General features: G+C 48.8%; 20 protein-coding genes. 6 read left to right on the top strand and 14 right to left on the bottom strand.

Going from position 1 to position 24,461, the window contains the following annotated elements; all coding sequences use genetic code 11:
* The first annotated feature begins 22 nt into the window (after nucleotides 1–22).
* From J0A67_RS15065 to J0A67_RS15085, 5 genes are all read left to right on the top strand, one after another.
* Nucleotides 23–2,959: a DEAD/DEAH box helicase gene (locus tag J0A67_RS15065; RefSeq protein ID WP_206570192.1), complete on the top strand. Its 2,937-nt coding sequence runs from the start codon at nucleotides 23–25 to the stop codon at nucleotides 2,957–2,959.
* A gap of 217 nt (nucleotides 2,960–3,176) precedes the next feature.
* Nucleotides 3,177–4,526 carry a PhoH family protein gene (locus tag J0A67_RS15070; RefSeq protein ID WP_206570193.1) on the top strand — a complete coding sequence of 450 codons (1,350 nt, stop codon included), beginning with the start codon at nucleotides 3,177–3,179 and terminating at the stop codon, nucleotides 4,524–4,526.
* A gap of 113 nt (nucleotides 4,527–4,639) precedes the next feature.
* Nucleotides 4,640–5,551, top strand: a complete 912-nt coding sequence (locus J0A67_RS15075) for a helix-turn-helix domain-containing protein (RefSeq protein WP_206570194.1) — start codon at nucleotides 4,640–4,642, stop codon at nucleotides 5,549–5,551.
* A gap of 84 nt (nucleotides 5,552–5,635) precedes the next feature.
* On the top strand, nucleotides 5,636–6,394 hold the full coding sequence (locus J0A67_RS15080) for an SDR family NAD(P)-dependent oxidoreductase (protein ID WP_206570195.1): 759 nt from the start codon (nucleotides 5,636–5,638) through the stop codon (nucleotides 6,392–6,394).
* A gap of 278 nt (nucleotides 6,395–6,672) precedes the next feature.
* On the top strand, nucleotides 6,673–6,903 hold the full coding sequence (locus tag J0A67_RS15085) for a hypothetical protein (protein ID WP_206570196.1): 231 nt from the start codon (nucleotides 6,673–6,675) through the stop codon (nucleotides 6,901–6,903).
* 111 nt (nucleotides 6,904–7,014) lie between these two features.
* Here the strand turns inward: J0A67_RS15085 and J0A67_RS15090 are convergent, their stop codons facing one another.
* From J0A67_RS15090 to tpiA, 13 genes are all read right to left on the bottom strand, one after another.
* Nucleotides 7,015–7,770 (bottom strand): LytR/AlgR family response regulator transcription factor, encoded by a 756-nt coding sequence (locus tag J0A67_RS15090; protein WP_206570197.1) that lies wholly within the window; start codon nucleotides 7,768–7,770, stop codon nucleotides 7,015–7,017.
* Between the two features lie 123 nt (nucleotides 7,771–7,893).
* On the bottom strand, nucleotides 7,894–8,625 hold the full coding sequence (locus J0A67_RS15095; protein WP_206570198.1) for a LytR/AlgR family response regulator transcription factor: 732 nt from the start codon (nucleotides 8,623–8,625) through the stop codon (nucleotides 7,894–7,896).
* 2 nt (nucleotides 8,626–8,627) lie between these two features.
* A complete protein-coding gene (locus J0A67_RS15100; protein WP_206570199.1) occupies nucleotides 8,628–9,692 on the bottom strand; it encodes a sensor histidine kinase in 1,065 nt (354 codons plus the stop codon).
* 83 nt (nucleotides 9,693–9,775) lie between these two features.
* The gene (uvrA, locus tag J0A67_RS15105; protein WP_206570200.1) at nucleotides 9,776–12,607 is read right to left on the bottom strand and encodes an excinuclease ABC subunit UvrA; all 2,832 of its coding nucleotides are present in this window, start codon (nucleotides 12,605–12,607) and stop codon (nucleotides 9,776–9,778) included.
* Between the two features lie 109 nt (nucleotides 12,608–12,716).
* Nucleotides 12,717–14,012 carry a M24 family metallopeptidase gene (locus J0A67_RS15110; protein ID WP_206570201.1) on the bottom strand — a complete coding sequence of 432 codons (1,296 nt, stop codon included), beginning with the start codon at nucleotides 14,010–14,012 and terminating at the stop codon, nucleotides 12,717–12,719.
* 145 nt (nucleotides 14,013–14,157) lie between these two features.
* On the bottom strand, nucleotides 14,158–14,943 hold the full coding sequence (locus J0A67_RS15115; protein ID WP_206570202.1) for a hypothetical protein: 786 nt from the start codon (nucleotides 14,941–14,943) through the stop codon (nucleotides 14,158–14,160).
* A 107-nt stretch (nucleotides 14,944–15,050) separates the two neighbouring features.
* A complete protein-coding gene (locus tag J0A67_RS15120; RefSeq protein WP_206570203.1) occupies nucleotides 15,051–15,995 on the bottom strand; it encodes a lytic transglycosylase domain-containing protein in 945 nt (314 codons plus the stop codon).
* Between the two features lie 130 nt (nucleotides 15,996–16,125).
* Nucleotides 16,126–17,646 carry a GH3 auxin-responsive promoter family protein gene (locus J0A67_RS15125; RefSeq protein ID WP_206570204.1) on the bottom strand — a complete coding sequence of 507 codons (1,521 nt, stop codon included), beginning with the start codon at nucleotides 17,644–17,646 and terminating at the stop codon, nucleotides 16,126–16,128.
* Nucleotides 17,646–18,383, bottom strand: coding sequence for an LPS export ABC transporter ATP-binding protein (gene lptB / locus J0A67_RS15130; RefSeq protein ID WP_206570205.1), 738 nt, complete (start codon nucleotides 18,381–18,383; stop codon nucleotides 17,646–17,648). Before lptB ends, J0A67_RS15125 begins: the two co-directional genes overlap by 1 nt.
* A gap of 1 nt (nucleotide 18,384) precedes the next feature.
* The gene (gene recJ, locus J0A67_RS15135) at nucleotides 18,385–20,109 is read right to left on the bottom strand and encodes a single-stranded-DNA-specific exonuclease RecJ (RefSeq protein ID WP_206570206.1); all 1,725 of its coding nucleotides are present in this window, start codon (nucleotides 20,107–20,109) and stop codon (nucleotides 18,385–18,387) included.
* Nucleotides 20,110–20,193: 84 nt separating this feature from the next.
* Nucleotides 20,194–20,400 carry a hypothetical protein gene (locus J0A67_RS15140; protein ID WP_206570207.1) on the bottom strand — a complete coding sequence of 69 codons (207 nt, stop codon included), beginning with the start codon at nucleotides 20,398–20,400 and terminating at the stop codon, nucleotides 20,194–20,196.
* A 1-nt stretch (nucleotide 20,401) separates the two neighbouring features.
* Complete coding sequence (gene prmA / locus J0A67_RS15145) at nucleotides 20,402–21,229, bottom strand: 50S ribosomal protein L11 methyltransferase (RefSeq protein ID WP_206570208.1); 828 nt, start codon at nucleotides 21,227–21,229, stop codon at nucleotides 20,402–20,404.
* A gap of 6 nt (nucleotides 21,230–21,235) precedes the next feature.
* Nucleotides 21,236–21,997, bottom strand: coding sequence for a triose-phosphate isomerase (tpiA, locus tag J0A67_RS15150; protein WP_206570209.1), 762 nt, complete (start codon nucleotides 21,995–21,997; stop codon nucleotides 21,236–21,238).
* Between the two features lie 70 nt (nucleotides 21,998–22,067).
* Between tpiA and J0A67_RS15155 the strand changes: the two genes are divergently transcribed.
* Entirely contained in the window at nucleotides 22,068–22,577 is a 510-nt protein-coding gene (locus tag J0A67_RS15155) for a regulatory protein RecX (protein ID WP_206570210.1), read from the top strand.
* Between the two features lie 170 nt (nucleotides 22,578–22,747).
* Here the strand turns inward: J0A67_RS15155 and crtD are convergent, their stop codons facing one another.
* A complete protein-coding gene (gene crtD / locus J0A67_RS15160) occupies nucleotides 22,748–24,208 on the bottom strand; it encodes a 1-hydroxycarotenoid 3,4-desaturase CrtD (protein ID WP_206570435.1) in 1,461 nt (486 codons plus the stop codon).
* Nucleotides 24,209–24,461: the final 253 nt, after the last annotated feature.

Genomic DNA, 24,461 nt, shown 5'->3' on the forward strand with positions numbered 1-24,461 from the left:
TATATATTAAGTATGCCTTGTTATGATAGTTCATTCAGATCAACCCTTTCAAATAGTATATTCCATATTTAGTCATGAGTATTTGGGCTTACTATTTGAATCTTTCGCTATCCAACTGGATGAAAAAGGCAGGCTCTCTCTAGCCTATCAGAATATCAGCTCGGCCAACGCCGAGGATTTTGACGCAGGGATCGACAAGGCAGATTATGACCTGATCAAACTCATGGATTCCATGCAACCCGAGGTCGTGGTCAAACCCTATATGAAAAAGGGGAATATTCGTCCCAAGGATTTTTTACAAAAGGTATTTGATCCAAAAACACCCGATAAGACCATCCAAGAGCTTTTGTTTAAAAATCTAGAAATCAAACGAGCCAAGATCCTTCCCATGCTGATAGGGAAGCGTTTGTTTGAAATGGGGTCTGACGGCAATCCTACTTGGAAGGAGATTACTGTAAATGCCGAGCCTGCCAGCATCGTATTTCACTTTGAAAAAGGCGAATACAATACCCAATATTACCCTCGCGTCAAATTCAAGGGAACACCGCTTGACTGGCAGCACAAAGGGGGTTACCTCATCTGCAAGGATCCGGCATGGTTGATTGTAAATCAACAGCTGTATCATTTCAAAAACGACGTCGACGGAAAAAAACTACAGCCTTTCCTATCGAAAAGTCGGATTATGGTCGAGCGTAAGTTTGAGCCAGAGTATTACCGCAAGTTTGTCACGGCGCTAATCACCCAGTTTGACGTGGTTGCTACCGGTTTTGAAATCCACACGGAGCAGGGCACCCCCGAGGCCCTGCTTACCTTCAACGAGCTTCCCGGTGGTTCGGGAGCCGACCTCTTCGGCGGAGAAATCGAAAATCTCAATGAAGATATCATCGTGTTCCAGCTTCGGTTCAAGTACGGCGACTTCGATTTTGGCATCATGTCAAAGGACAAAGAGGGAAGCGGAAATTCCTGTCGATTTGAGGAGCATGAGGGGAATTTTACCTTTTTTAAAACAGTCCGAACCGAGCAGGTCGAAAGGAAATTTGAAACCGTCCTGAAGAAAAAGCAGATGGTCTTCTCCCATGGCAAATTTGCCCTGCCCAAGACCAAGGCCTTTGAATGGCTGGGAAACAACGAAGACTATCTCAGGGAACACAAGATCAAGATCGAGCAACGCGGCAGCTTAAGTGGAAAGACCTTCCATATCGGCCGTGCGCAGATTTCGATCGAAGTCAACGAAAATATCGACTGGTTTGACGTCAAGGCCCAGATCAAGTTCGGAGTATATTTGGTTTCTTTTGCCAAAATCCGAAAGCTGATCATTCAGGGAAAATCGGAGTTTGAGCTGCCAAATGGCGAGACAGCCGTTATTCCCTCTTCTTGGTTTGTCAATTATTCAGAGCTGTTTAACTTCATCGAAGAGCGCTCATCCGAGGAATTGGTGCTCCGCAAACACCATCTGGCATTTGCCCGCGAGCTCCAAAATGGTGAACTCATCCGCCTCAACCTCAGTCTCAAACTGGAACGTCTGAGGAACTTCGACGCAATCGATGACTATGATTTGCCGGAAAACTTCGAAGGCATTCTTCGCCCCTACCAGCACGCTGGCTACAACTGGCTACGCTTTCTCAACGATTATCAGTTTGGCGGCTGCTTGGCAGATGATATGGGTCTGGGTAAGACCGTGCAAACCTTGGCTCTCTTAGCCCACGAAAAAATAGAGAATCCAGGCTTTACCTCTTTGCTGGTGATGCCGACTTCCCTGATCTACAACTGGGAACTTGAAGCCAGAAAATTTACCCCTGACCTCAAGATTCTCGTCTATTCCGGTACCCAGCGTCTCAAAGATCCCTGGAAATTCAGAGGATACGATATCGTACTCACTTCCTATGGAATAGTCAGGCTGGATGTGGATATCCTGAAAGATTTCTACTTCAACTACGTCATCCTAGACGAATCCCAGGCGATCAAAAACCCCACCTCCAATATCGCCGTGGCGGTAAACAAGCTAAAAAGCAAAAGACGCCTAATCCTCACAGGTACGCCTGTAGAAAACGGCACCATGGATCTTTGGTCCCAGATGAACTTTGTCAATCCCGGACTTTTGGGTAACCAAAACCTGTTCAAAAAACAGTTTCTCTTGCCGATCGAAAAGCAAAACGACAAAGATAAAGCCGGCCGTCTGCATGCGATGATCAAGCCTTTCATCCTTCGCAGGCTAAAATCCCAAGTGGCCAAAGACCTGCCAGAAAAGCTCACCAACGTTAAATATTCGGACATGACGCCGGAGCAGGAGAAGGTCTACGAAGAAGTGAAAAGCTATTACCGCGAAAAAATCATCGGAGAGCTGGCCGGAGGCGGACGCGGATCCCAGCAGTTCACTTTGCTGCGAGGCTTGACGCAACTGAGACAGATCGCCAATCACCCAAAGCTGGTAAGGGAGGACTACAAAGACGATTCAGGTAAGCTGGAAGACATCACCTACATGCTGCAGGAGACCATTTCAGAAGACCATAAAGTACTCGTATTTAGCCAGTTTGTAAGGCATCTGAGCATCGTACGAGAATACTTGGATGAGCAGGGAATCCCCTATGCGTACCTGGACGGAGCCACCAAGGACCGTCAGGCCCAAGTAGAGAAGTTTCAAAACGACGATAATATTAAGGTATTCCTGATTTCTCTAAAGGCAGGGGGTGTAGGGCTCAACCTTACCAAGGCTGAATATGTATTCCTCCTCGATCCTTGGTGGAACCCTGCTGTAGAAGCTCAAGCGATTGACCGTGCCCACCGAATCGGACAGGAAAATAAGGTGATCATCTACAAATTCATCACCCGTGGCTCGGTGGAAGAAAAGATCATGGCCCTACAGGACCGCAAGCTTGCCTTGGCCGGCGAGCTGATCAGCAACGAGGAAAGCTTCATGAAAAGCCTCGACAATGAAGATATCCGGGCTCTGCTGGATTAAAGTTGCTGGGTGATTAGGACTTGAAGTGGCAAAGTTTCGGGAAACGCGCTTTGCCACTTTACAACTTTTCAAAGTTGGCACTTTTTATCATTTTGATTGTCAATCCCCTACCTATACATTGACAATTCTTATCCATAATTTTTGGTAGTAATGTGGCTTTTCACGGAGATTATTCTTTAAATTATTTCAACACATTACCACTACAATTATCCTGCGCATGCCTAGAGCCAAGTCCGATAAAGATCGGAAAATCTTTGTGCTGGACACCTCCGTGATCCTTTACGCACACAACTCCATAATGAACTTTGCCGAGCACGACGTAGTGATCCCGATCACCGTGCTGGAGGAACTTGACCAGTTCAAGAAAGGCAACGACACCAAAAACTTCGAGGCCAGGGAATTTATCCGCCTGCTTGATAAGCTTTCACAGGATCAGAGGATCGACCAGTGGACCCCGCTAAATGGAAAGACGAAGGGCTTTTTCAAAGTGATGATGCATCATCCCGAAAATGAAAAGGATGCCATCAAAATCTTTGGCGACGACAAAAACGACAACAAGATCCTCAACGTCGCCGTGCATCTAATGGAAACCGAGAAGGCACGAAAGGTAATCCTGGTATCCAAAGACATCAATCTCCGCCTAAAGGCCAAGTCTCTGAACGTTAACGCCGAGGATTACGAAACGGGGAAAATCAAAAATATCACCGAACTGGAAAACACCGGTAAGTACGTGATGGACGACGTGGAGCCAGAGGCGATCAACAAGCTATACGAGCAGGGCTACATCGAAGCAAAAAATGTCTTGGGCACTAGAAAGCGAAAGTCAAACGCCTACTACATACTGAAAAGCGAAAAAAACTCGGTGTTAGCCTTCTACAACTCAGAGGAAAACGTCCTCGAGCGGGTAGACAAGCGCCTGGCCTACAACATCAAGCCCAAGAACGCCGAACAGACTTTTGCACTTCATGCCATCATGAATCCGGCCATAAAGCTGGTGTCCATCCAGGGCGTGGCGGGTACTGGCAAGACGCTTTTGGCTTTGGCTGGAGCCTTGGAGCAGCGAAGGGATTACAAGCAGATTTTCCTTGCGAGGCCCATTGTCCCGCTCTCCAACAAGGACATCGGCTACCTGCCCGGAGACATCAAGTCCAAGCTCAATCCCTACATGGAGCCCCTCTGGGACAACCTTAAATTCATCCAAAACCAGTACAAGGAAACTGACAAAGAATTCCAAAAGATAACCGAGTTAGTCAATCAGGAAAAGCTGGTCATCCAGCCCCTGGCCTATATCCGTGGGCGATCGCTATCCAACATATTCTTTATCGTGGACGAGGCACAGAACCTGACCCCACATGAGATCAAGACGATCATTTCCAGAGCGGGTGAGAATACCAAGATCATCTTCACAGGTGATGTCTTCCAGATCGATACACCCTATTTGGATTCCCAATCCAATGGCCTTTCCTATCTGATCGACAGGGTCAAAGACCATCCGCTCTATGCGCATATCAAACTGGAGAAGGGAGAACGATCCGAACTCGCCAATCTGGCGAATGAACTTCTCTAAGACAGGGGTCCTTGGACTTAGAAAGCTGCTCGCATGCGGGCAGCTTTTTTTATGATTTGGAATTTAACGGTCGGACTCTCTGTTTCAAGGGTTTGAATTTTACAAGTAAAAAGATGCGAGACCTGAGCGAGTTCTATAAGGAAATCAACCAAGCCCCACCTTCGGCCTTGAAAACAAACATTGGACATTTCAATATTTTCGACGTGAGGGAGCTATACCTTAAAGCCAAAGGAAAGCCCCCGATGACCTATAATCGCAGAACCTACCACAAAATCAGCCTCATCCACGGCAAAAACAGGATCGAGTATGCGGACGAAATCATCAACGTAGAAGATTATGCCCTGCTTTTCTCTACGCCCAGAGTCCCGTATCACTACCTACCCCAAGATTTGAATCAAGAGGGATTCTTTTGCGTATTCAGCGACAGTTTTCTTCCAAAAAGCAGCGATGGAAGCGGCTTCGAAGAGCTTCCAATCTTTCACTCGGATTTCCACCCGGTCTTTTTGCTAGACAAATCACAATATGAACAGCTATACACCCACTTTCAGAAAATGAGCGCTGAGTTGGGCTCGGATTATGCATTCAAATACGACTTGATCAGAAACTATGTCATGGAGCTTGTCCATTTTGGACAGAAACTTCAGCCAGTGCCCAGCCAGTATACGCTGCAAAATGCCTCCAAAAGGATCACGGCTCTATTTTTGGAATTGCTGGAAAGGCAGTTTACCCTGGAGAGCCCCGGGCAAAGGATTCAGTTGCGGTCCCCCAGCGATTTTGCAGACCGACTCTCGCTTCATGTAAACTATCTCAACAAAGCCCTAAAGGAAGCCACCGAACTGACCACCTCTTCCATCATCAACGGAAGGATAGCCAGAGAAGCCCAGTATCTCCTCAAAGAAACTCCCTGGAACATCTCGGAAATCTCAAACAGCTTGGGCTTCGAAGAGACCGCTCATTTTTCAAATTTTTTCAAAAAACATACCGGCTTATCCCCGCTCCAATACCGAAGCAAGGCTTTGATTTGATTTTCGCAAAAATTGGATTGATCCCCGCAAACAGGTCGCTCCCTCTATCCCCCATTTTTGTAGCGTTCAAAAAATCGAATCGACATGAAAAAGAAAATTGCACTTGTGACAGGAGGAAGCCGAGGTCTTGGAAAGGATATGGCCCTTAGACTGTCAGAAAAAAGCTTTGACGTCATTTTCACTTTCCAAAATAACCAGCAATTGGCGGAATCCACTTTGAAAGAAATAGAGGCTAATGGCGGGAAAGCAAAAGCCATTGCACTGGATCTTTGTACACTCGATAGCCTGGAGGATTTCGTTTCAACACTGAAAGAAGTCCTAAGCTCCGATTTTGAGGGTGGAGGTTTGGATTTTCTGATCCACAATGCGGGTATGGGTGGAACCATTCCTTTTGAGCAAGCGACCGAGGAGCAGTTTGACCGCTTTATGAACGCCCATTATAAAGGAGTTTTTTTCCTGACACAAAAGTTATTACCCTTACTCAACAATGACGGGGGAATCATAACCGTCTCCAGCGGTACTACGCGGTTTGTCAACCCTGGATATTCCATCTATGCATCCATGAAAGGTGCGATCGAGACTCTTACCAAATATCTTGCAAAAGAGCTGGGACCTCGGGGAATCAGGGCAAATGTGGTAGCTCCTGGCCCAATCGAAACCGACTTTAACAACGCCGCCATCCGAAACAACCCCCAACTCAAAGAAAGGCTAAGCAGTCTTTCCCCCCTTGGCCGGGTTGGCACGGCCGAAGACATCGGTGGCGTAGTCGCTTTCCTTTGCAGCGATGACGCCAGATGGATCAATGCCCAAAGAATAGAAGTAAGCGGAGGGATCAACACCTAATAGAATAAAGGCCCGCGACGAAATAAGCTGCCTAATAGCAGCTTATTTTTATTTTGGGCTAAGAATCCTTCCAGTTGACAATTTTTTGCCGAAATCATACAATCAGCCACTGCCGAATTTTGTTCGGCTTTTTTGTCCGCACTTGGTGAAGTAGTGTACGCAAGCGAACAGGCACTAAAGGCGAAAAGGCCAAATACAGCTATTTGAGGCTGTTTTCAAAAATTGGTCGCCTTTTGGCATAATGTGTAATACGAAAACAAACCAACATTATTACTGCCATGACTACTGCAATATTTTCTCAAAAAAACGTCTGTGCGGCACTGGGATTTGCAATGGCAATCACCATTGTCATCAAAGCGAAGGCCGAAGCCAACCTCGCGAGACAAACTGCCCGATTTGAACTTACTAAGCCAACTCCCCAAATCGGATTTGACACCGAAAAAAATCCTGGTATCCTCCAGGTTGACATCTACAAAATTGAAAAAGCCCGAATGCTCGGGCTTTCCTAAAGACAATACTCGTAAGGGTTAATTTGGTTGATTGTTTGGTTAATCTAAAGAGGCGGGTTTTGCCCGCCTTTTTGTTTTGCCCCTGTTCAACCTTCAAGGGTTTTGCTCAAATCAACTTTCAGTGATGGTGTTCAACTTGGCAAGAAAGCTGTTATAATATTGCCGCCCGACCTGGATCACACCGCCCTGAAGAAGGGTGATCTCTTTGGTATTGAAGCTTTCGATCTGCCCCAAGTGGACGATGTAAGACTTTTGGACGCGCAAAAACAAATGGGAGGGAAGGATATCCTCTATTTCTTTCATGGACTTGCGGATGCTGTAATTCCGGTTTTTTGTGAAAATGGTAACCATGTTACCGTTGGCCTCCACATAATAAATATCGTCGTATTGCACACGCTCAAATGCGTTGTCCGCTTTGATAAACACCGCATCGTTGACGAGGAAAGGACTTTCATTTCCCATTTTGACGACTGCGGCTTCTGGGGCAGGCTTGGTTCGCTTGTTGTAGAGAACAATCTCTACTATCGCGTGGATGTCGTTGGTATTAAATGGCTTCACGATGAAGCCAGCCGGAGCGATCCGCTTGGCACGTTCAATGATCGTGGGATCGCTGTAAGAAGTGACAAAAACCAAAGGTGCATCCACCATTTGCTTGACAATTTCTCCCAACTCAATCCCATCCTTGTCCCCTTTCAGCTTGATATCCATAAATATCAGATCAGGCCGATACTTTTTGATGACCTTGATGCACTGATTTGCAGAATTGGCAATGTCTATATTCACATAGCCCAAAAGTTCAAGTATTTCTTGGATATTCTCCGCAATGCTTAAGTCGTCTTCGACAATCAGGATTCGTTCTTCTTTCATAGGTGGAGCGATGAATAGCTTTTAAGGGTCAAAAATCGTTTTAAACAGTCTAAAACTAAGACGGCCCACTAATGTCAAAATTTTCCGCGGAAAATCAAATGCTTTTTTTTGTCTACAAAAAAATTAAAGACTCATCATTTCCTTGAACCTCGCGGCTTGTCTTCGGCTTACCTCAATTCTGTCACCGCCTTTTAGCGTCACTACCAGGCCGCCGTTAAACCAAGGCTCTATGGCTTCCACCCAACCTAGGTTGATGATATGTTTGCGGCTCGCCCGGAAAAAGGACTTCTCGTCCAATCGCTCATCCAAGGCATTGAGCGACTTGTGGATCATCGGCTTGAAATTGTCGAAATAAACTTTGATGTAGTTGCCGTCGGACTCAAACAGCCGCACATTGGACAGTCTCACAAACCAGCACCTATCGCCGTCTTTTACGAAGACCTGATCGTCCAAGGTCAGCTTCTTTTGGTTGGCGGCATGTTCCTCATCTTTCTTTGCCACTTCGTCAATCTTGCCCAGCAGCTTGTTGATCGCATCCTCCAACCTCTTTGGCTCGATTGGTTTGAGGAGGTAATCCAATGCATTGACCTGAAACGCCTTAAGCGCATATTCATCATACGCGGTGGTAAAAATGACATGGGGAACATGGTCCAATTCCTCCAGCAGGTCAAAGCCCGTCTTTTCCGGCATCTGAATGTCCAGGAAAATTACATCAGGGCTAAATTGCTCGATTTTTTCTTTTGCATCATCCACATTGACTGCCTCTCCGACGACCTCCACTGTCTCCAATTGATTGAGCAGATTGATCAGTTCTTTGCGGGCAAGCCTTTCGTCATCTATTACAATGGCTCTCATAGTTATTGAGTTTGATATTCTAAAGTAACTCTTTGTTTCGGAATTTTGATTTCAGTGATTACGAATTGGCTCCCCGAGTTGAAAATCCGGAAGCTCGCTTGGTCGCCATAAAGCAGCCTTAGCCGCTGTCGGGTATTCTCCAAGCCATGTCCGCCTTCCTCCCTCTTGGATTTTGAGGCGTTCGGGTTCAGAAACCCACTGTTTTTCACCTGTATATAAAGCTCGTTTTCAAGGCCCTCCCGGCACTTGATCTCGATCAGCCCCCCTTTGACCAAGTTGGAGATGCCATGCTTGATCGCATTCTCCACGATAGTCTGCAGCATCATGGGGGGAATCTTGTAGCTAAACGATTCCTCCTCGATCTGATAGACTACTTCCAGCCGCTCCTCAAACCTGATCGATTCGAGTTCGAGATAGTCCTTGACCGTAGCGAGCTCGTCAGCAAAATCAATGACCTGCTTTTTGTCCATCATCAGCGAAAAGCGCAGCATGTTGGAAATGCGGGTGATCGCCGACTTGGCCTTGTCGGGATCTTCATCTACCAGCGCCCGGACAGAATTCAGCGCATTAAAGATAAAGTGCGGATTCAGCTGGCTCTTCAGATGGTTGAGTCGGATCTCGTTGATCTTGGCCTCATAGCGCAAGCTGCTGTTGTAGTTGTCCAGAAAGTGGAAGAGAAAATACAGCAGAAACCAGAAGGCATAGTAGAGAAAACTAACGAATAGGTTCACCGTGATCACCAAAGAGCGGAAATCCTCCTCTGGCTTCAGGGTACCGAAAGCCAGGTTGATCAGGATCTGTGCAAGCACGTTGGCTACGGCCAAAGCTAACAAAGCCAAGATGGTCTGGATCAAAAGCCGGAAAATCCCCAACCGAAACCAACCGTAGGATTTCACGACGTGGCGCAGTGAATGGGTCGAAAGCAGGTAAAATGCTGCAAGCACCACAAAAGCCCAAAGCTGTACGGCCGAGATTCCGCGGGAAAGTGACGCGAAAAAAATGTTGACAAAGGCAAAGCTTCCCCAGCCCAAGATCTGCAAAATCCAGTAAAGCCTAACTCTATTCATAATCGGCTTAAAGTTAGACACAGCCGAGGATTGCGCGCTTTTATTTTGATGGAAGGGCGAGGCGCTTGATTTTCGTGTCAATTTCAAGAGTTTAACTCCGCCTTCAAGAATCGTCCCGTATGGCTTTTGGGATGTGCGGCCACTTCCTCAGGTGTCCCTTGGACGACGATCGTACCTCCCTTGTTTCCACCTTCTGGCCCGAGATCCACCACTCGATCGGCGACTTTGATCACGTCGAGGTTATGCTCTATGATCAGGACAGTGTTTCCCTTGTCCACCAATTTTTGCAATACTCCCATCAATAGATCAATATCCTGAAAATGCAGCCCAGTAGTAGGCTCATCAAGGATGTAGAAGGTCTTGCCTGTATCTTTTTTGGAAAGCTCCGTTGCCAATTTCACTCGCTGGGCCTCGCCTCCCGAGAGGGTGGTCGCGTGCTGTCCCAGGGTAATGTACCCCAAGCCGACTTCACTCAATGTTTTTATTTTCCGAAGGATCTTCGGCTGAAACTCAAAAAACTCGACAGCCTGCTCCACCGTCATGTCCAACACGTCGGAGATGGATTTGCCCTTAAACCTTACTTCCAAGGTCTCCCGGTTATACCGCTTTCCTTTGCAGGTCTCGCATGGGATGTGGACATCGGGAAGGAAGTCCATCTCGATCAGCTTCATACCGGCACCCTCGCAATCTTCACATCTTCCGCCCTTGACATTGAAGGAAAAACGGCCAGGCTTGTAGCCACGTATTTTAGCTTCAGGCAACTCTGTAAAAAGCGTACGAATATCTGAAAAAACCCCGGTATAAGTAGCCGGATTCGACCTCGGCGTACGTCCGATCGGGGACTGGTCTACCTCGATCACTTTGTCGAGCTCCTTGAGACCCTCGATGCTTTTGAAGGGCATCGGCTCCTTTTTGGAATTGTAAAACTCCCGGTTCAAAATCGGATACAGCGTCTCGTGTATCAATGTACTTTTGCCGCTGCCGGACACGCCAGTGATCAGAATCAGCGTCCCAAGGGGTAGATCCAAAGTCACATTCTTCAAATTGTTGCCCGTAGCTCCTCGAAGCACCAGACTTTTGCCCTTACCTTTTCTGCGTTCCTTTGGAATGGGGAGGCCGAGCTTTCCGCTCAAATACCTGGCGGTCACTGAGCCGTTGTTGAAGATCTCGCTCGGTCTGCCTGCGGCTACCACCTGCCCTCCATGACGCCCCGCTCCGGGCCCCATGTCCAGCACAAAGTCCGAGGCCATCATCATGTCTTTGTCATGCTCCACGACCAAAACGGAATTTCCCAGATCGCGCAGACTTTGGAGCGCTTTTATCAGCTTCTCGTTGTCCCGCTGATGTAGCCCGATGCTTGGTTCATCCAAAATATATAACACGCCTACGAGTTGGGTCCCAATCTGGGTGGCCAAGCGTATCCTTTGTGCTTCGCCGCCTGATAGCGTTCTCAAGGGCCGGTTGAGGGAAAGATAATCGAGGCCAATATCGAGCAAAAAACCGATGCGCTTTCTGATCTCCTTCAGAACCTCGGCGCCGATGATATTCTGCTTTTCGGTAATGCGCTCCTCCAAGCCATCAAACCAATCCGACAAGCTACGGATATCCATCACAGCCAGCTCACCGATGTGCTTTTCAGCAATTTTGAAATGCAGCGCCTCTTTCTTCAGACGATATCCCTGACATTCGGCACAGGTCTGGGTAATGGTGAACTCACTCACCCAGTCCTGGATTTTGTCTGAGGATCCTTCTTGATACTTCTGGAGAAAATTGACAATCCCTTCAAAGGTCGTGTGCCATTGTGTTCCCGGATATTTCACCGAATCCACGGCTACCTCCACCTTGTCTCCATACAGCAGGACGTCTACCACCTGCTTTGGCAAATCTTTGATCGGAGTGCTGATGCTGCATTTGTAGTGCTTTAGGATGGCTTCGATTTTTTTGAAGATCCAGATGTCGCGATACTCTCCCAGCGGGGCAATTCCCCCTCGGGTGATGCTGAGCGCGGGGTCTGGAATGATGCTCTCCTGCGTGATCTCCTCCGTGATACCGAGACCGTTGCAGGTCGGGCAGGCGCCGTATGGAGAGTTGAACGAAAATAAGTTTGGCGCAGGCTCATCATAGGAAAGTCCGGTCTCTGGATCCATCAGATACTTTGAAAAGTGGTGGATTTCTCCGTTTTCCTCACGGATCATGATCACGCCTTTGCCATGCTGAAGGCCAGACTTGAGTGACTGGGTGATGCGAAAGCGATCCGACTCATCCGCCACGATCCTGTCGATGACGATCTCAATGTCGTGGATCTTATACCGGTCGAGTTGCATTTTGGGAGCGATCTCCATCACCACGCCATCGACACGGACCTTGGAAAATCCCATCTTACGGATCTGCTCAAAAAGCTCGCGGTAATGGCCCTTTCTCCCACGCACCACAGGCGCGAGGATGTAAAGCTTTTTGTCCAAAAATCGCGAAAACAGCTGTTCGATGATCTGGTCTTCCGTCTGCCGGATCATTTTGTTTCCCGTGATGTAGGAGTAGGCCTCGCCCGCCCTGGCATACAGCAAGCGCATGAAATCGTAGATTTCAGTCACCGTCCCCACGGTGGAGCGAGGATTTTTGGAGGTGGTCTTCTGCTCGATGGCGATCACGGGAGAAAGACCGTTGATCTTATCCACATCAGGCCGCTCCAACCCTCCCAAAAAGGACCGCGCGTAAGCGGAGAAACTCTCCATATACCGACGCTGCCCCTCCGCATAGATGGTGTCGAAAGCCAACGAGCTCTTGCCACTGCCCGAAAGACCCGTCACCACCACCAGCTTGTTGCGGGGAATCTTGATGTCCAAGTTCTTGAGATTATGCTCTCGTGCTCCAAAAATTTCGATATATTCTTCCTGTGCAGCAGGGGATTGACTCATCGGATGGGGGGAATTTGACTAAGCAGCGAAGGTACGATTTTTTGAAGCGAAGAGCGAACCCTGTCCGAAGATTGTCACTTATTTACGGACTTTGATCACTCTGCACTCGCTAGGCAAATGGCTGGGAAATCGACGGGCTCGGCTGGGAAAACCACACCGGTCCAGACTCGGTCATGTAGACGCAGTCCTCATGCCGAACACCAAACTCACCCACGATAGAAATGTTTGGCTCGATGCTGAAGCACATTCCCGGTTCGAGGATTTGCTTGTTGCCCCGCACAGCATTGCCCCATTCGTGGCCATCCATGCCAATTCCGTGGCCGGTACGGTGTGGAAGTCCGGGCAACTTGTAGTCTGGACCAAATCCGGCATCGGTAATCACCTTTCGGGCCGCAGCATCTACCGCCTCCAAGGGAGCACCGATCTGCGCCGCCTTGAATCCTGCTGCTTGCGCTTCTTTCTCCAACTCCCAAATTTCCCGCTGACGGGCTGTGGGCTCCGCACCGAATACAATCGTCCGGCTGATGTCCGAGTTGTAGCCCTGTACCAAAGCTCCACAATCCACTAGCACCACATCTCCTTTTTTCAGGATTTGGGGCTGGGAACTTCCATGGGGAAAAGCCGAGGCAGGGCCTGAATTGGCAAGGGCAAAAGCATGTCTGGCCCCCATCTTCTGATGGGCCTGGGCTACCGCGGCCGAAAAGAGAGAGGGCGCCTCGCCTTCCTTGAGCGCCGCAAATCCCAACTTCATCGCTTCAATGGTGATGTCTGTAGCACGCTGCATCAGCGCGATTTCCGCAGGAGATTTGATGATCCGACAAGGGATAGTCACCGGATCGGCACTCACCACCTCAAAGCCGGGGGTCACTTTCCTCACTCCATCCGCTATAAAAAAGCGAACGCGCTCTTCCATACCTATTTTTCCGGATCTGGCTCCTGAGTCCAAAATTGCCCTTTTGATCTGCTCATAGGGACTTTCATCCTCTTCCCAAGGGTAGATTTTATCCCCAAGTTTAGTTCCAGAGGCCAGCATCTCTTCCAGCCGCTCTTGCTCAAACTTGGGACAGACGAAGCCTACCTCGCCTTTGGCGGGGATCACGGCCACCATCGGCCGCTCGCTCTGTCCCCAGCTCATCGCCGTGAAATAGTTCATGGTCGTTCCAGAATCCAGCACGATAGCTGCAAAGCCGTGCTGCTCCATCAGCGCCTGCGCTTTTGACACGCGGGCTAAGCGCTCTTCTTTACTGATAGGGACGACTTGGTCTAGCCGAGAGGTCAAGCCTTCCAAAAGAGAGGAAACATGGTCTGGCTGGGTGGATGCAGGACGGCTATAGGTAGCTGTCCCGGTTAAGATAGTGGCTCCTGCACTCATTGCAGAGACATTCATAAAATTCCTTCTGTTCATTTTTTGGGGTAATCGTGATGGGTTTCTAAAGTAAATAAATCTACCCTTGAAAATGTGACCAGAGCCGTTGGAAAATGGCAATGATGGGGTTTCTCCTACAAGAAACCGGTCTGCGGGCAGTTTCGCTATACAGGATCGGTCTGCGTCAATTGGCAGGAGTCAGAACAATCACTGGAGGACTAGAAGGCGGCGTTTTGTCAAATGGCTCGGAGGAAGACTCCGGAACTGGGGCATTGGAAAAAAGGCTAAGGCCTAAGCCTGAAATCTCCGACACACTCCTGATCCGAACGGTCACACGCGGCAGGTCGGAAGAGGATCCATCTGTCCTTTCGACCACACGGATGACATCAAAGGCCACTATTCCCAGATTTTCCCCTTGCAAATTTCCCGTCAATGGCGAATAATTGATTGAGATATCGCTGTCGTAGACTACTGCATAGACTGTCTGCCCTACCAGCATGGCCAGCCCAGTAGCCCGCAAAGGCGTCACGTTGGGAATTTTGTCCAAAAGAACTTCCCGATCATCATCAGGTACAGCAGCACCCAAACCTGGACCCGGAGTCAGGTAATTTCTCAGTCCATTTCCGGTAGGGCCAGCATTGACCCAGGTGGTTGGGATAGTCTTGAGAGCAAACCAAGCCTCATCTCCCACCTGCCCGGTAAAGAGGTCTATTTCCCGGCCAACTTCCTCTTCAAAAAAGCGCAACGTCTGACGAAGACCCAAGGTGGCAAGCTGGTCATTGACATCTGTCTCAGAGAAATTATTTGGCGGATTGCCGTTGTCAATACTTTCCTCATCAATCAGTAGAAATACCGCCTCCGAATTGGCGAAATCCTCTCCAGATCGGTCAGGATCGGAGTCTTGCTCGCAGGAAAACAACATGCATAGGGCCAAGAGTCCGGTTATTCTGAAAATTGAAAAGTTTTTCATGGCAAAAGAATTTAAGGTCTAGAAACACCTCAACCTGAATTTTCCTTTCTTCCAAGCAAACTGGAAAAACCCCGAAACTCCGAGAGGCTTATATCTTCAACCAAAAATTACTCCAAGAGTTTGATTTCGTAGACTTTGCCTCGCTTTACATTGAGTTTACGGTCGCGAAGCCAAGGGTTGTAAAGTTTGAGATCCTTGTAGGAGCTGCCGTGATCTTTGGCCCACTGCGGAAGGTCTTTGATGTCACCTTCCACGCGGATTGTCTTCAGTCGTGGATTTTTATAATAGTCACCTTCTCGGAGGTGGTAACCAAAAGCACCGGGATTTTCGAAGATTACTTTGAAAGCCAAAATGCGGAAGAGATACCGACTGGTCTCGTCATTGAGGTACAATTCATAGAAGCTCCGGTGAAGCTGCTCTTCCTGCCTGCGGGAAAATCCGCTTTGGCCCATATTGTAGCTTGCTGCTACCGCAGTCCAGTCTCCAAATTTGGCGTGTGCCTTTCTGAAATACTTTGCAGCGGCCTCCGTGGACTTCTCGAAATGGTAGCGTTCGTCCACTTCCTTGTTGATTTCCAGACCATACTCCTTGCCCGTACTTTCCAGGATCTGCCAAAATCCCCTCGCTCCAGCCGGCGACCCCACATTCATCAGCGCGCTTTCCGCAATGGCGAGGTACTTAAAGTCATCCGGGATTCCATTTTCCTTGAGCATGCGCTCCATTTCCGGAAGATACTTTGCCGATCGTTTGAGCAGTAGGATCATATTGGATTCCCAGTAGGCGTTGACGTAGATCTCCCGCTCGAGCCGCTCCAGAATATCCTCCCGATCCAGCGGGACTTTTTCCCCGGCAAAATCCAGTTCTTTGGGCAACTCAAAGAGCCGGATCGAATCCCTAAAATTCAGCTGGGGAGGAACACTCAGTGGCTCGGCCGCTATAAACTGCGGCGTAGCAACGGAAGTATCTGAAGGAACCCGCCAATAGGCCAAGGCAGATAGGGTCAGACAAGCTACAAGCAGGGAATAAATAAGCAACAGATGAATCTTGGGCATTGGAATACTCGATTGGGACTAGAAAGCCCTCAAAGTACGGCTAAACCCAAAAACATCCGAACGGATTTTCCCAAATGGAAAGGAAGTGGCTAAAACCCTCAAAAATGGACGAGGGACTTGCCGCTATCGACTAATCCATCATCCCCAAGATCTCATCCAGATATTCCCGGCTATTGGAAAGGCGTGGTACTTTATGCTGTCCACCGAGCTTGCCTTTTTTGCGCAGCCAATCTTCGAAAAGCCCTCTTTTTGCTTGATGGATAATCGGCATCTTCAGGGCGATGTCCTTGTGGCGCTTGGCGTCGTAGTCGGAGTTGACCTCGCGGAGTTTTTGGTCCAAAAGTCTGGTAAATTCCTCAAGGTCTTTGGGAGCCGATTGAAATTCGACGATCCACTCATGCGCACCATTTGAGCCGTTTCCTTCAAAATACACCGGAGCGGCGGTGAAATTTGCAATGGTAGCTTGAGTCTGCTCCGCCGCAAACTGTATGGCGGCCTCGGCATTTTCCACGATGACCTCTTCCCCAAAGGCATTGATAAAATGCTTGGTTCGGCCCGAGATCCGGAAGCGATAGGGCAGAGTAGAGGTAAACTTGACGGTATCGCCGATCTTGTACCGCCAAAGCCCACCATTGGTGGAAATCACCATCGCGTAGTTCTTTCCTACTTCCACCCCCTGAAGGGCGATCACCTTAGGGGTTTCGCTTTCCCATTCCTCCATAGGGATAAATTCGTAGAAAATTCCGTAGTCCAGCAAGAGCAAGAGCTCATCGGAGTCCGTCTGGTCCTGTATTCCAAAAAATCCCTCCGAGGCATTGTAGGTCTCCACATAATGCATTTTTTCCGAAGGAATCAACTCCCTAAACAGGCTGCGGTAAGGACCAAAAGCCACTGCTCCATGGAAAAAGACTTCCAGATTGGGCCAGACTTCCAGGATGTTGTTGGCCTTTTTCAGCTCAACAATCCTACGTAGCAGTACCACAGTCCAGGTGGGAACTCCCGCGATGCTGGTGACATTTTCGTCCATGGTCTCGCGGGCCATTTTCTCGATCTTTGCCTCCCAGTCTCCCATCAGGGCCGTTTCCAGTGCAGGAGTTCTTGCAAATTGTGCCCAAAGGGGGAGGTTCTGCATGATTACCGCGGAGACGTCTCCGGCTTTTGCGGTTCCTTCTGGATTGAGCGGGTTTCTCTCCAGAGTCCCGCCAATCGAAAGGCTTTTACCGGTAAACAGCTTGGAATCTGGATAATTGGACACATAAAGCGAGACCATATCCTTACCCCCTTTGTAGTGGCATTCCTCCAGACTCTCTTCCGATACAGGAATGTATTTGCTCCGGCTGCCCGTGGTGCCTGATGACTTTGCAAACCACTCGATCTCGGTATTCCAGATCACCTCCTGCCGGCCCTGCATGGTTTGTTCGATATAGGGCTTGAAGGACTCATAGTCGAATACAGGCACTTGGGCGGCAAAATCCGAATAGGCTTTAATTCCCTCAAAGTCATATTCCCGACCAAATTCCGTGGACATGCCAGCTTCGATCAGCTCACGGAATGTGGCTTCCTGCACGGCAATGGGATTTTTCTTAAAATTTTCGATCTGACCGAGGCGGCTTTTGAAGATCCAGGTCAAAAAACTATTGATGACTTCCACTAATTAAAAACTTTGCGTTTTAGCTCAAATTGGCTTCCAAGATAGACTTTTCTCACCTGCTCATCGGCGGCAAGCTCCTCGGCGGTTCCTGCTTTTAGCAGCTTTCCCTCAAACATAAGGTAGGCTCGATCGGTGATGGATAGGGTTTCGTTGACATTGTGGTCGGTGATCAGGATGCCAATGTTTTTGGTTTTGAGTTTTGCGACGATGGTCTGGATTTCTTCCACGGCGATGGGATCCACTCCCGCAAATGGCTCATCCAATAGTACAAACTTGGGGTCAACGGCCAAGGCCCGGGCGATTTCGGTTCGACGACGTTCGCCCCCGGAGAGCACCATCCCGAGATTTTTCCGCACATGGGTCAAGCTGAATTCTTCCAGCAGACTTTCCATCTTCTCCTTTTGGGCGGCCTTGGGCAATTTGGTCATTTCCAATACCGCCATGATATTCTCTTCCACGGAGAGCTTTCTGAAAACGGAGGCTTCTTGGGCCAGATAGCCGATCCCAAGTTGTGCTCGCTTGTACATGGGCAATCCTGTGATCTGCTCGTTTTCCAGAAATATCCTACCCTCATTGGGCTGGATCAAGCCTACAATCATGTAAAACGACGTGGTCTTTCCGGCACCGTTTGGCCCCAAAAGCCCAACGATTTCACCTTGCTCCACCTGCACGGAGATGTCGTTGACGACTCTGCGGCCTTTGTATATTTTCACCAAATGTTCGGCACGGAGGATCATATCAGTCAAATTTGATGTCTTTCACATAGAGTTGCAAGCTGCTTTTGTCGCGGAAAAAATTCTCCCGCATCTCGGCTACGATATCAAATCGCATCTTGCCACGCAGCATGTTGACCGTGGTCAGATCCGGATCTTTGGCACGGTCAGCCATCCCAAATCCCAGGCAAACCGGCGTGGTCACCTGCCCATCCTGAACGATCTTAAACCTCAAATGTTTGTCTTTCAAAACTGTCACCTCGTCCGCGTAAACGTTGGAAATACGAAACACCGGTTCGGTATTGCCCGGACCGAAAGGCGCCATCTGCTTCAGAATGCTGTGAAACTTGTAATTGATCTGGTCCAGCAGCAGCTCATCGTCTATCTCGATCACCGGCTTGCGGTGTACCTCCTCGATGCGGCTGCGCACGACCTGCTCAAACTTCGCCTGAAATGCCGGCACGTTTTCCACCGAGAGCGTCAACCCAGCGGCGTATTTGTGTCCCCCAAATTGGTCCAGAAGTTCTGCGCACTCGGCGATAGCTTCATAGATATCGAAGTCCACCACGGAGCGGGCGCTGCCGGTAGCCTTGCCGTTGGACTCCGTGAGGATGATGGTCGGGCGATAGTATTTTTCTATGCATCGGCTTGCAACGATCCCGATCACACCTTTGTGCCAGTCTTCCTTGAAGAGGACGGTAGAGTTCCAAACCGTGTCGGCCTCCATCAAGGCTAGCATCTCAAAGGCTTCTTTGGTGATGTTTTCGTCAAAGTTTCGCCGGGTGGAATTGACCTCATCAACCAACTTTGCCCGTTCTATGGCCTCATCCAGATTGGAGGAAATGAGCAGTTCCACGGAGGCTTTAGCATGCTCCAGTCTGCCTGAAGCGTTGATTCGGGGACCGATCTTGAATACTATGTCTGAAATCTGGATTTCCTTTTCGACCTTGGCCTGGAGGATCAATGCTTTAAGACCAGCTCTTGGGTTATTGTTGATCCGGTCGAGGCCGTAGTAGGCGAGAAGGCGATTTTCTCCGGTGATAGGGACGATGTCGGCAGCAATGCTGACCACCACCAAATCCAAATAGCCATACAGACTGGATTCCTCCATCCCATGGGTTTTGGCATATGCTTGGATTAGCTTGAAGCCAACTCCGCAGCCACTGAGTTCCTTGTAAGGGTAGTTGCAATCGGCTCGCTTGGAGTCCAGGACCGCCACCGCAGCGGGCAGATCCTCCCCCGGGGTATGGTGATCGCAGATGATAAAGTCCACCCCCAGCCGCGAAGCGAGGGCTACTTTGTCGATGGCCTTGATTCCGCAGTCCAGGGCGATGATCAGCGTAAATCCGTTTTCGGCTGCAAAGCGTACACCACGCTCGGAGATGCCGTAGCCTTCCTTGTAGCGGTCTGGAATATAGAAATCCACATCGGGATAAAAGCCCTTCAGGAAACCATACATCAGCGCCACGGCTGTGGTACCGTCGACGTCGTAATCTCCATAGACGAGGATACGTTCTTGGTTTTGTACGGCCTGTTTGATGCGACTTACGGCCTTTTCCATATCCCGCATCAGAAATGGATCATGCAGCTGACTAAGGCTTGGCCGGAAGTAATCCTTTGCCTGGTCAAAGTTTTCCACCCCCCGGTTGATCAGCATGTTTGCCAGCGTGGGATTCACATTGATCTCCTTGCCGAGCTTTTCGATGGCTGACTGTGAGGCTTTGGGCTTTTGTTTCCAGACGTACTCCATGTTTGTTTTTCAGAGGTAGATGAGAAGGGATCTTCCCAAGTGGGTATAGACGGTGACTTTATCGCATTGGGTACGTAAAAGCCGCTATCGAGGCCGAATCCTCCGCTTTTTTTCCTGTCTATAGTAAAATAAAAAAAGCGCTGGAGAAAGGAGCGCCTTCAACTTCCAGCTGTTTTTTTCATGAAAACTCAAGTCAGAATCAGCATTCACTTCCCGATACATCATCACTGCGACGACGCAGTGTGCCAATACGGCAAGCAACAAAAAAGTGTAAATCAGTAGTTCGTTCATCTCAGGTTTTTTGAAGAATTAGCGCGGCCCAATTATCCTTGGATGATTTCTTGACCAGCCCCAGGCCGAAAGGCTTGGCAGCCTCCAGCAAATCCGAAATGTCTTCGGCGTAGAATCCACTGAGCAAAAGGTAACCCTGATTAGGCAAAAGCCGCGAATAGATTTCCATTTCGTCGAGCAGGACGTTTTTGTTGATATTGGCCAGTACGATGTCGAAATTACCCTGCGGGTTGACCTCACGGATGGTGCCCAGGCCCATACGGGTTTGGAGTCCGTTCAGGTCAAAATTCTCATTACCATTGTCGACGCACCAGTCATCGATATCGAAGGCCTCGACAGACTTTGCGCCAAGTAAATGGGCCATGATGGCGAGGATTCCCGTTCCTGAGCCTACATCCAGCACCCTTTTCCCCTCGTGGTCCAACTCTCCCTGATGTCTCAGCATCTGGAAGGTCGTCGCATGGTGTCCCGTCCCGAAAGACATCTTGGGATTGATGACGATTTCGTACTTGAACTCGGGCTTTGGCTCATGAAATGATGCCCTCACGTACACAAGGTCATCCACGGCGATGGGGTCGTAGTTTTTTTCCCACTCCTCATTCCAGTTGACCCTGGGCATGATGCTCTCGGATAGGGAGATTTGGGCGGCATCCTGATAGGAGGCGATGAGCCCGTCAAATCTAGCCCGGTCAAACTCGGACTCGGCGGCATAGGCATCAATCCCGTCCTCTGTCTCGAGGAAGGAATCGAAGCCGATTTCCGCCAGTTCTGCAATGAGGATTTCCCGGAATTCTTCCAGGCATTTGATCTTAAACTCCAGGTAATCCATGAATCTTTAGAACGATTTGATGATGTCGATGAAATCCCTCGATTTGAGGGAAGCCCCTCCGATCAGGCCGCCATCCACGTCAGGCTTGGAGAAAAGTTCTTTCGCATTGCCAGGATTGGCACTGCCGCCATAGAGGATGGAGGTATCTGCGGCGATCTCCTTGCCATATTTAGCGGCGATGTGCCGTCTGAGCGCCGCGTGCATTTCCTGTGCTTGATCAGCTGTAGCTGTCTTGCCAGTACCGATAGCCCAGATTGGCTCGTAGGCAATGACTACTTTGGAAAAATCCTCAGGGCTCAGGCCGAAAAGGCTCTCTGTCAACTGGAATTTTACATTGGATTCGTGTGTGCCGGCGGTGCGGATCTCCAGAGATTCACCACAGCAAAAAATAGGAGTCAGGCCATGAGCAAGCGCCTGCTTCACTTTTTCAGCAAGGAGCTCGTTGTTTTCCTTGAAATACTCTCTTCTCTCGGAGTGGCCCAAGATGACATACTTTACTCCAAAAGATGCCAAAATCTTGGCCGAGACCTCGCCCGTGAAGGCACCAGCTTCTTTGTCAGAGCAGTTTTGGGAGCCCAAGGCTACTCCTTCAACACTGCCAATCAGTTTTTTAACAGGAAAAATATGGGGAAAAGGCGGGTTGAGTACCGCAATGACGTCCTTGATCGCCTCGTCTTTGTACATATTCACGATCTCGGAAGTGAGCTTTTGGCCTTCATCAAAGGTCATATTCATCTTCCAGTTACCGGCAACGATTTTCTTTCTCATGTGGGAATTAAAATTTGTGGTGTTTGAAAAAAAGATTTAGCAAGGGTATTTTGGCTTAAAATTACCAAAAATGTCCAGCTGGGGAAAAAATAACCCGGATCATGCCCCAAAAAAGTCTTGGTCACTCGGGGAAGCGAAGGGGAAACTGGAAACCTACTGTGCTTACCAGGAGCGATGTCAGTGGGAAGTGAGGAGAAAGTTGTATGAAAAAGGCATCAAAGGCGATTCTGCCGAAGAATTGATCAGTGAGATGATTTCCTCCGATTTTTTGAATGAGGAGCGATTTGCGAGATCTTTTGCCAGGGGCAAGTTTCGGCTGAGACACTGGGGCAAAATGCGGATTGCCAGGGAGCTCAAGCTCAGACAAATCAGTCCGGCGTGTATTCGATTGGGACTTTCGGAGATCGATCCGGAAGAATATTACGATATGCTCCTAAACCAAGCAGAAAAGAAATGGGAAAAAACCACGGAAATGGAGCCAACAAAAAAACGCTATAAAGTCGTCGCTTACTTGATGGCGAAGGGTTTTGAGCAAGACTTGGTGCAGGAGGCTGTGGCTTCAGTGAGCAGCGAGCAGTAGCAGTCAGAAAGCTTATATCAGAAATCTGAAGGAGGAAAACTCAAGCCACAAAACTGAAACTGGAAATCTGAAGACCGACTATCCGACGTCGGGCGTCCTTCATTCTATATTCCAAATACCACATACCCCTATCTCTACTTCGTACTAGCTACTTGATACGTTGTGCTCTCCTACACCATATCGCACATAATCTTGGCCGACATCAAGGACAACGGTATCCCGCCTCCCGGATGCACGGAACCTCCACAGAAATAGAGATTTTTGATGTCGGACGAGAAATTGGCGTGGCGGAGGAATGCGGCAAAACGGTTGTTGGAGCTGTTGCCGTAGAGAGCGCCATGCGCGGAGGATGTTTTCAGTTCGATCGATCTGGGGTCTAGGGTTTCTTCAACTTCAATTAGGGATTCGAGGTCGGTTTTCAGCATTCGGTTGATTTTGGCAATGACATGCCACCTGGCCTCATTGACCAGCCCATCCCAGTCTTGACCCTGATTGTTGGGTACGTTGATCATGGTAAACCAATTCATGCAGCCCGCCGGTGCATCATCAGGCTTCATTGTCGAAGTGACGTTGATATAGACCGTCGGGTCGGGATGGATGGACCTTTTTTTGAAAATGCAATTGAACTCTTCCTTGTAGTCATCTGAAAAAAGAATATTATGGAGACCCAGTTCCGGAAAATTCTTTTTCACACCCCAATAGAAGATCAGTGCAGAGCTGGATTTGGGCTGCTTGAGAAGGCGCTTGGGTTGCTTTTGTGCATGCAAGATGGTCTTGTAGGCATTGACCATGTCCATGTTGTTGATCACGATGTCGGCGAGAAACCTTTTGCCTTTGCAGCTCAGGCCCACGGCCTTGCCGTTTTCTACCAGGATTTCATCCACTTTGGATTCAAAATGAAATTTCACTCCCAGTGACTTAGAGAGGTGAAAAAGGCTGATGGTGATGTCATGCATGCCTTTTTTCGGAAAATAGGCACCTCTGCCAAATTCCAGATGCGGGATGATGTTGAGCGTAGCGGGAGTCTGATAGGGATCGGAGCCGTTGTAGGTGGCGTAGCGGTTAAAAAGCTGTATGAGCTTGGGATTGGAAAATCGCTTTTCGTTGGCCTGGTTCATGGTGGAGAAAATACCCAACTTCCCCATTTTAAAATAGGATTGGAGAGCTTGGGGGCTGGTCCAGGTAGACAACCGGTGCAGCGAGCGCTCCATGAAAAGTGGCGCTAAATGCTGGAAGATGTAGGCGGACTGTCTCAGCGCTTCCCGGGTATGCTTGGCGGGCTCCCCCAACTTCGTTTCAACTTCCTCCGCAAATCGGTCAATGTCGGACCAGGCCGTGAGTCTCTTGCCGTCCTCCCAAAAATACTGGCAGATGGCTTCCAGCTTTTGATACTCAAAATAGTCTCTGGGGTTTTTCCCCGCAAGGATAAACAGCTCGTCTACCAAGTGCGACTCCGTAAATAGAGAAGGTCCCGCATCAAAGCGGTATCCTCCAATATCTGTTTGGGACAGTTTGCCTCCGGGATAAGAATTGGCCTCAAACACCTCCACTTGGTAGCCCTTTACGGCCAAGCGAATGGATGCGGCAATCCCTGCGATACCGGAGCCGATAATCAAAGCTTTTTTAATCATAATCATTAATCCTCGGGGTAAACTTCCAATTGTTGAGAGTGTTTGAAATCTCCATGGATAAAAGAGATCCTTAGAGTTCAAAATCTCGAATTCGTAATATCATTCCAACCTTTCAATACATGGTGAGCGAGACTGTCTGATAGATGTTAATTCACCCTCGCGATTTTTTTTTTGCAGAAAATACTAAATACACAGGAATAAGCAATTTTTAGTAAAAACCGATAAATATATCATGCGTTTTACGGCATTTCAA

The organism is Algoriphagus aestuariicola, assembly GCF_017254835.1.
Taxonomy (GTDB): Bacteria; Bacteroidota; Bacteroidia; order Cytophagales; family Cyclobacteriaceae; genus Algoriphagus; species Algoriphagus aestuariicola.

Excerpts from the sequence above, each read along its gene's own strand:
- J0A67_RS15065 (WP_206570192.1), top strand. The coding sequence starts at position 23 with ATGATAGTTCATTCAGATCAACCCTTTCAAATAGTATATTCCATATTT.
- J0A67_RS15070 (WP_206570193.1), top strand. The coding sequence starts at position 3,177 with ATGCCTAGAGCCAAGTCCGATAAAGATCGGAAAATCTTTGTGCTGGAC.
- J0A67_RS15075 (WP_206570194.1), top strand. The coding sequence starts at position 4,640 with ATGCGAGACCTGAGCGAGTTCTATAAGGAAATCAACCAAGCCCCACCT.
- J0A67_RS15080 (WP_206570195.1), top strand. The coding sequence starts at position 5,636 with ATGAAAAAGAAAATTGCACTTGTGACAGGAGGAAGCCGAGGTCTTGGA.
- J0A67_RS15085 (WP_206570196.1), top strand. The coding sequence starts at position 6,673 with ATGACTACTGCAATATTTTCTCAAAAAAACGTCTGTGCGGCACTGGGA.
- J0A67_RS15090 (WP_206570197.1), bottom strand. The coding sequence starts at position 7,770 with ATGAAAGAAGAACGAATCCTGATTGTCGAAGACGACTTAAGCATTGCG.
- J0A67_RS15095 (WP_206570198.1), bottom strand. The coding sequence starts at position 8,625 with ATGAGAGCCATTGTAATAGATGACGAAAGGCTTGCCCGCAAAGAACTG.
- J0A67_RS15100 (WP_206570199.1), bottom strand. The coding sequence starts at position 9,692 with ATGAATAGAGTTAGGCTTTACTGGATTTTGCAGATCTTGGGCTGGGGA.
- uvrA (WP_206570200.1), bottom strand. The coding sequence starts at position 12,607 with ATGAGTCAATCCCCTGCTGCACAGGAAGAATATATCGAAATTTTTGGA.
- J0A67_RS15110 (WP_206570201.1), bottom strand. The coding sequence starts at position 14,012 with ATGAACAGAAGGAATTTTATGAATGTCTCTGCAATGAGTGCAGGAGCC.
- J0A67_RS15115 (WP_206570202.1), bottom strand. The coding sequence starts at position 14,943 with ATGAAAAACTTTTCAATTTTCAGAATAACCGGACTCTTGGCCCTATGC.
- J0A67_RS15120 (WP_206570203.1), bottom strand. The coding sequence starts at position 15,995 with ATGCCCAAGATTCATCTGTTGCTTATTTATTCCCTGCTTGTAGCTTGT.
- lptB (WP_206570205.1), bottom strand. The coding sequence starts at position 18,383 with ATGATCCTCCGTGCCGAACATTTGGTGAAAATATACAAAGGCCGCAGA.
- recJ (WP_206570206.1), bottom strand. The coding sequence starts at position 20,109 with ATGGAGTACGTCTGGAAACAAAAGCCCAAAGCCTCACAGTCAGCCATC.
- J0A67_RS15140 (WP_206570207.1), bottom strand. The coding sequence starts at position 20,400 with ATGAACGAACTACTGATTTACACTTTTTTGTTGCTTGCCGTATTGGCA.
- prmA (WP_206570208.1), bottom strand. The coding sequence starts at position 21,229 with ATGGATTACCTGGAGTTTAAGATCAAATGCCTGGAAGAATTCCGGGAA.
- tpiA (WP_206570209.1), bottom strand. The coding sequence starts at position 21,997 with ATGAGAAAGAAAATCGTTGCCGGTAACTGGAAGATGAATATGACCTTT.
- J0A67_RS15155 (WP_206570210.1), top strand. The coding sequence starts at position 22,068 with ATGTCCAGCTGGGGAAAAAATAACCCGGATCATGCCCCAAAAAAGTCT.
- crtD (WP_206570435.1), bottom strand. The coding sequence starts at position 24,208 with ATGATTAAAAAAGCTTTGATTATCGGCTCCGGTATCGCAGGGATTGCC.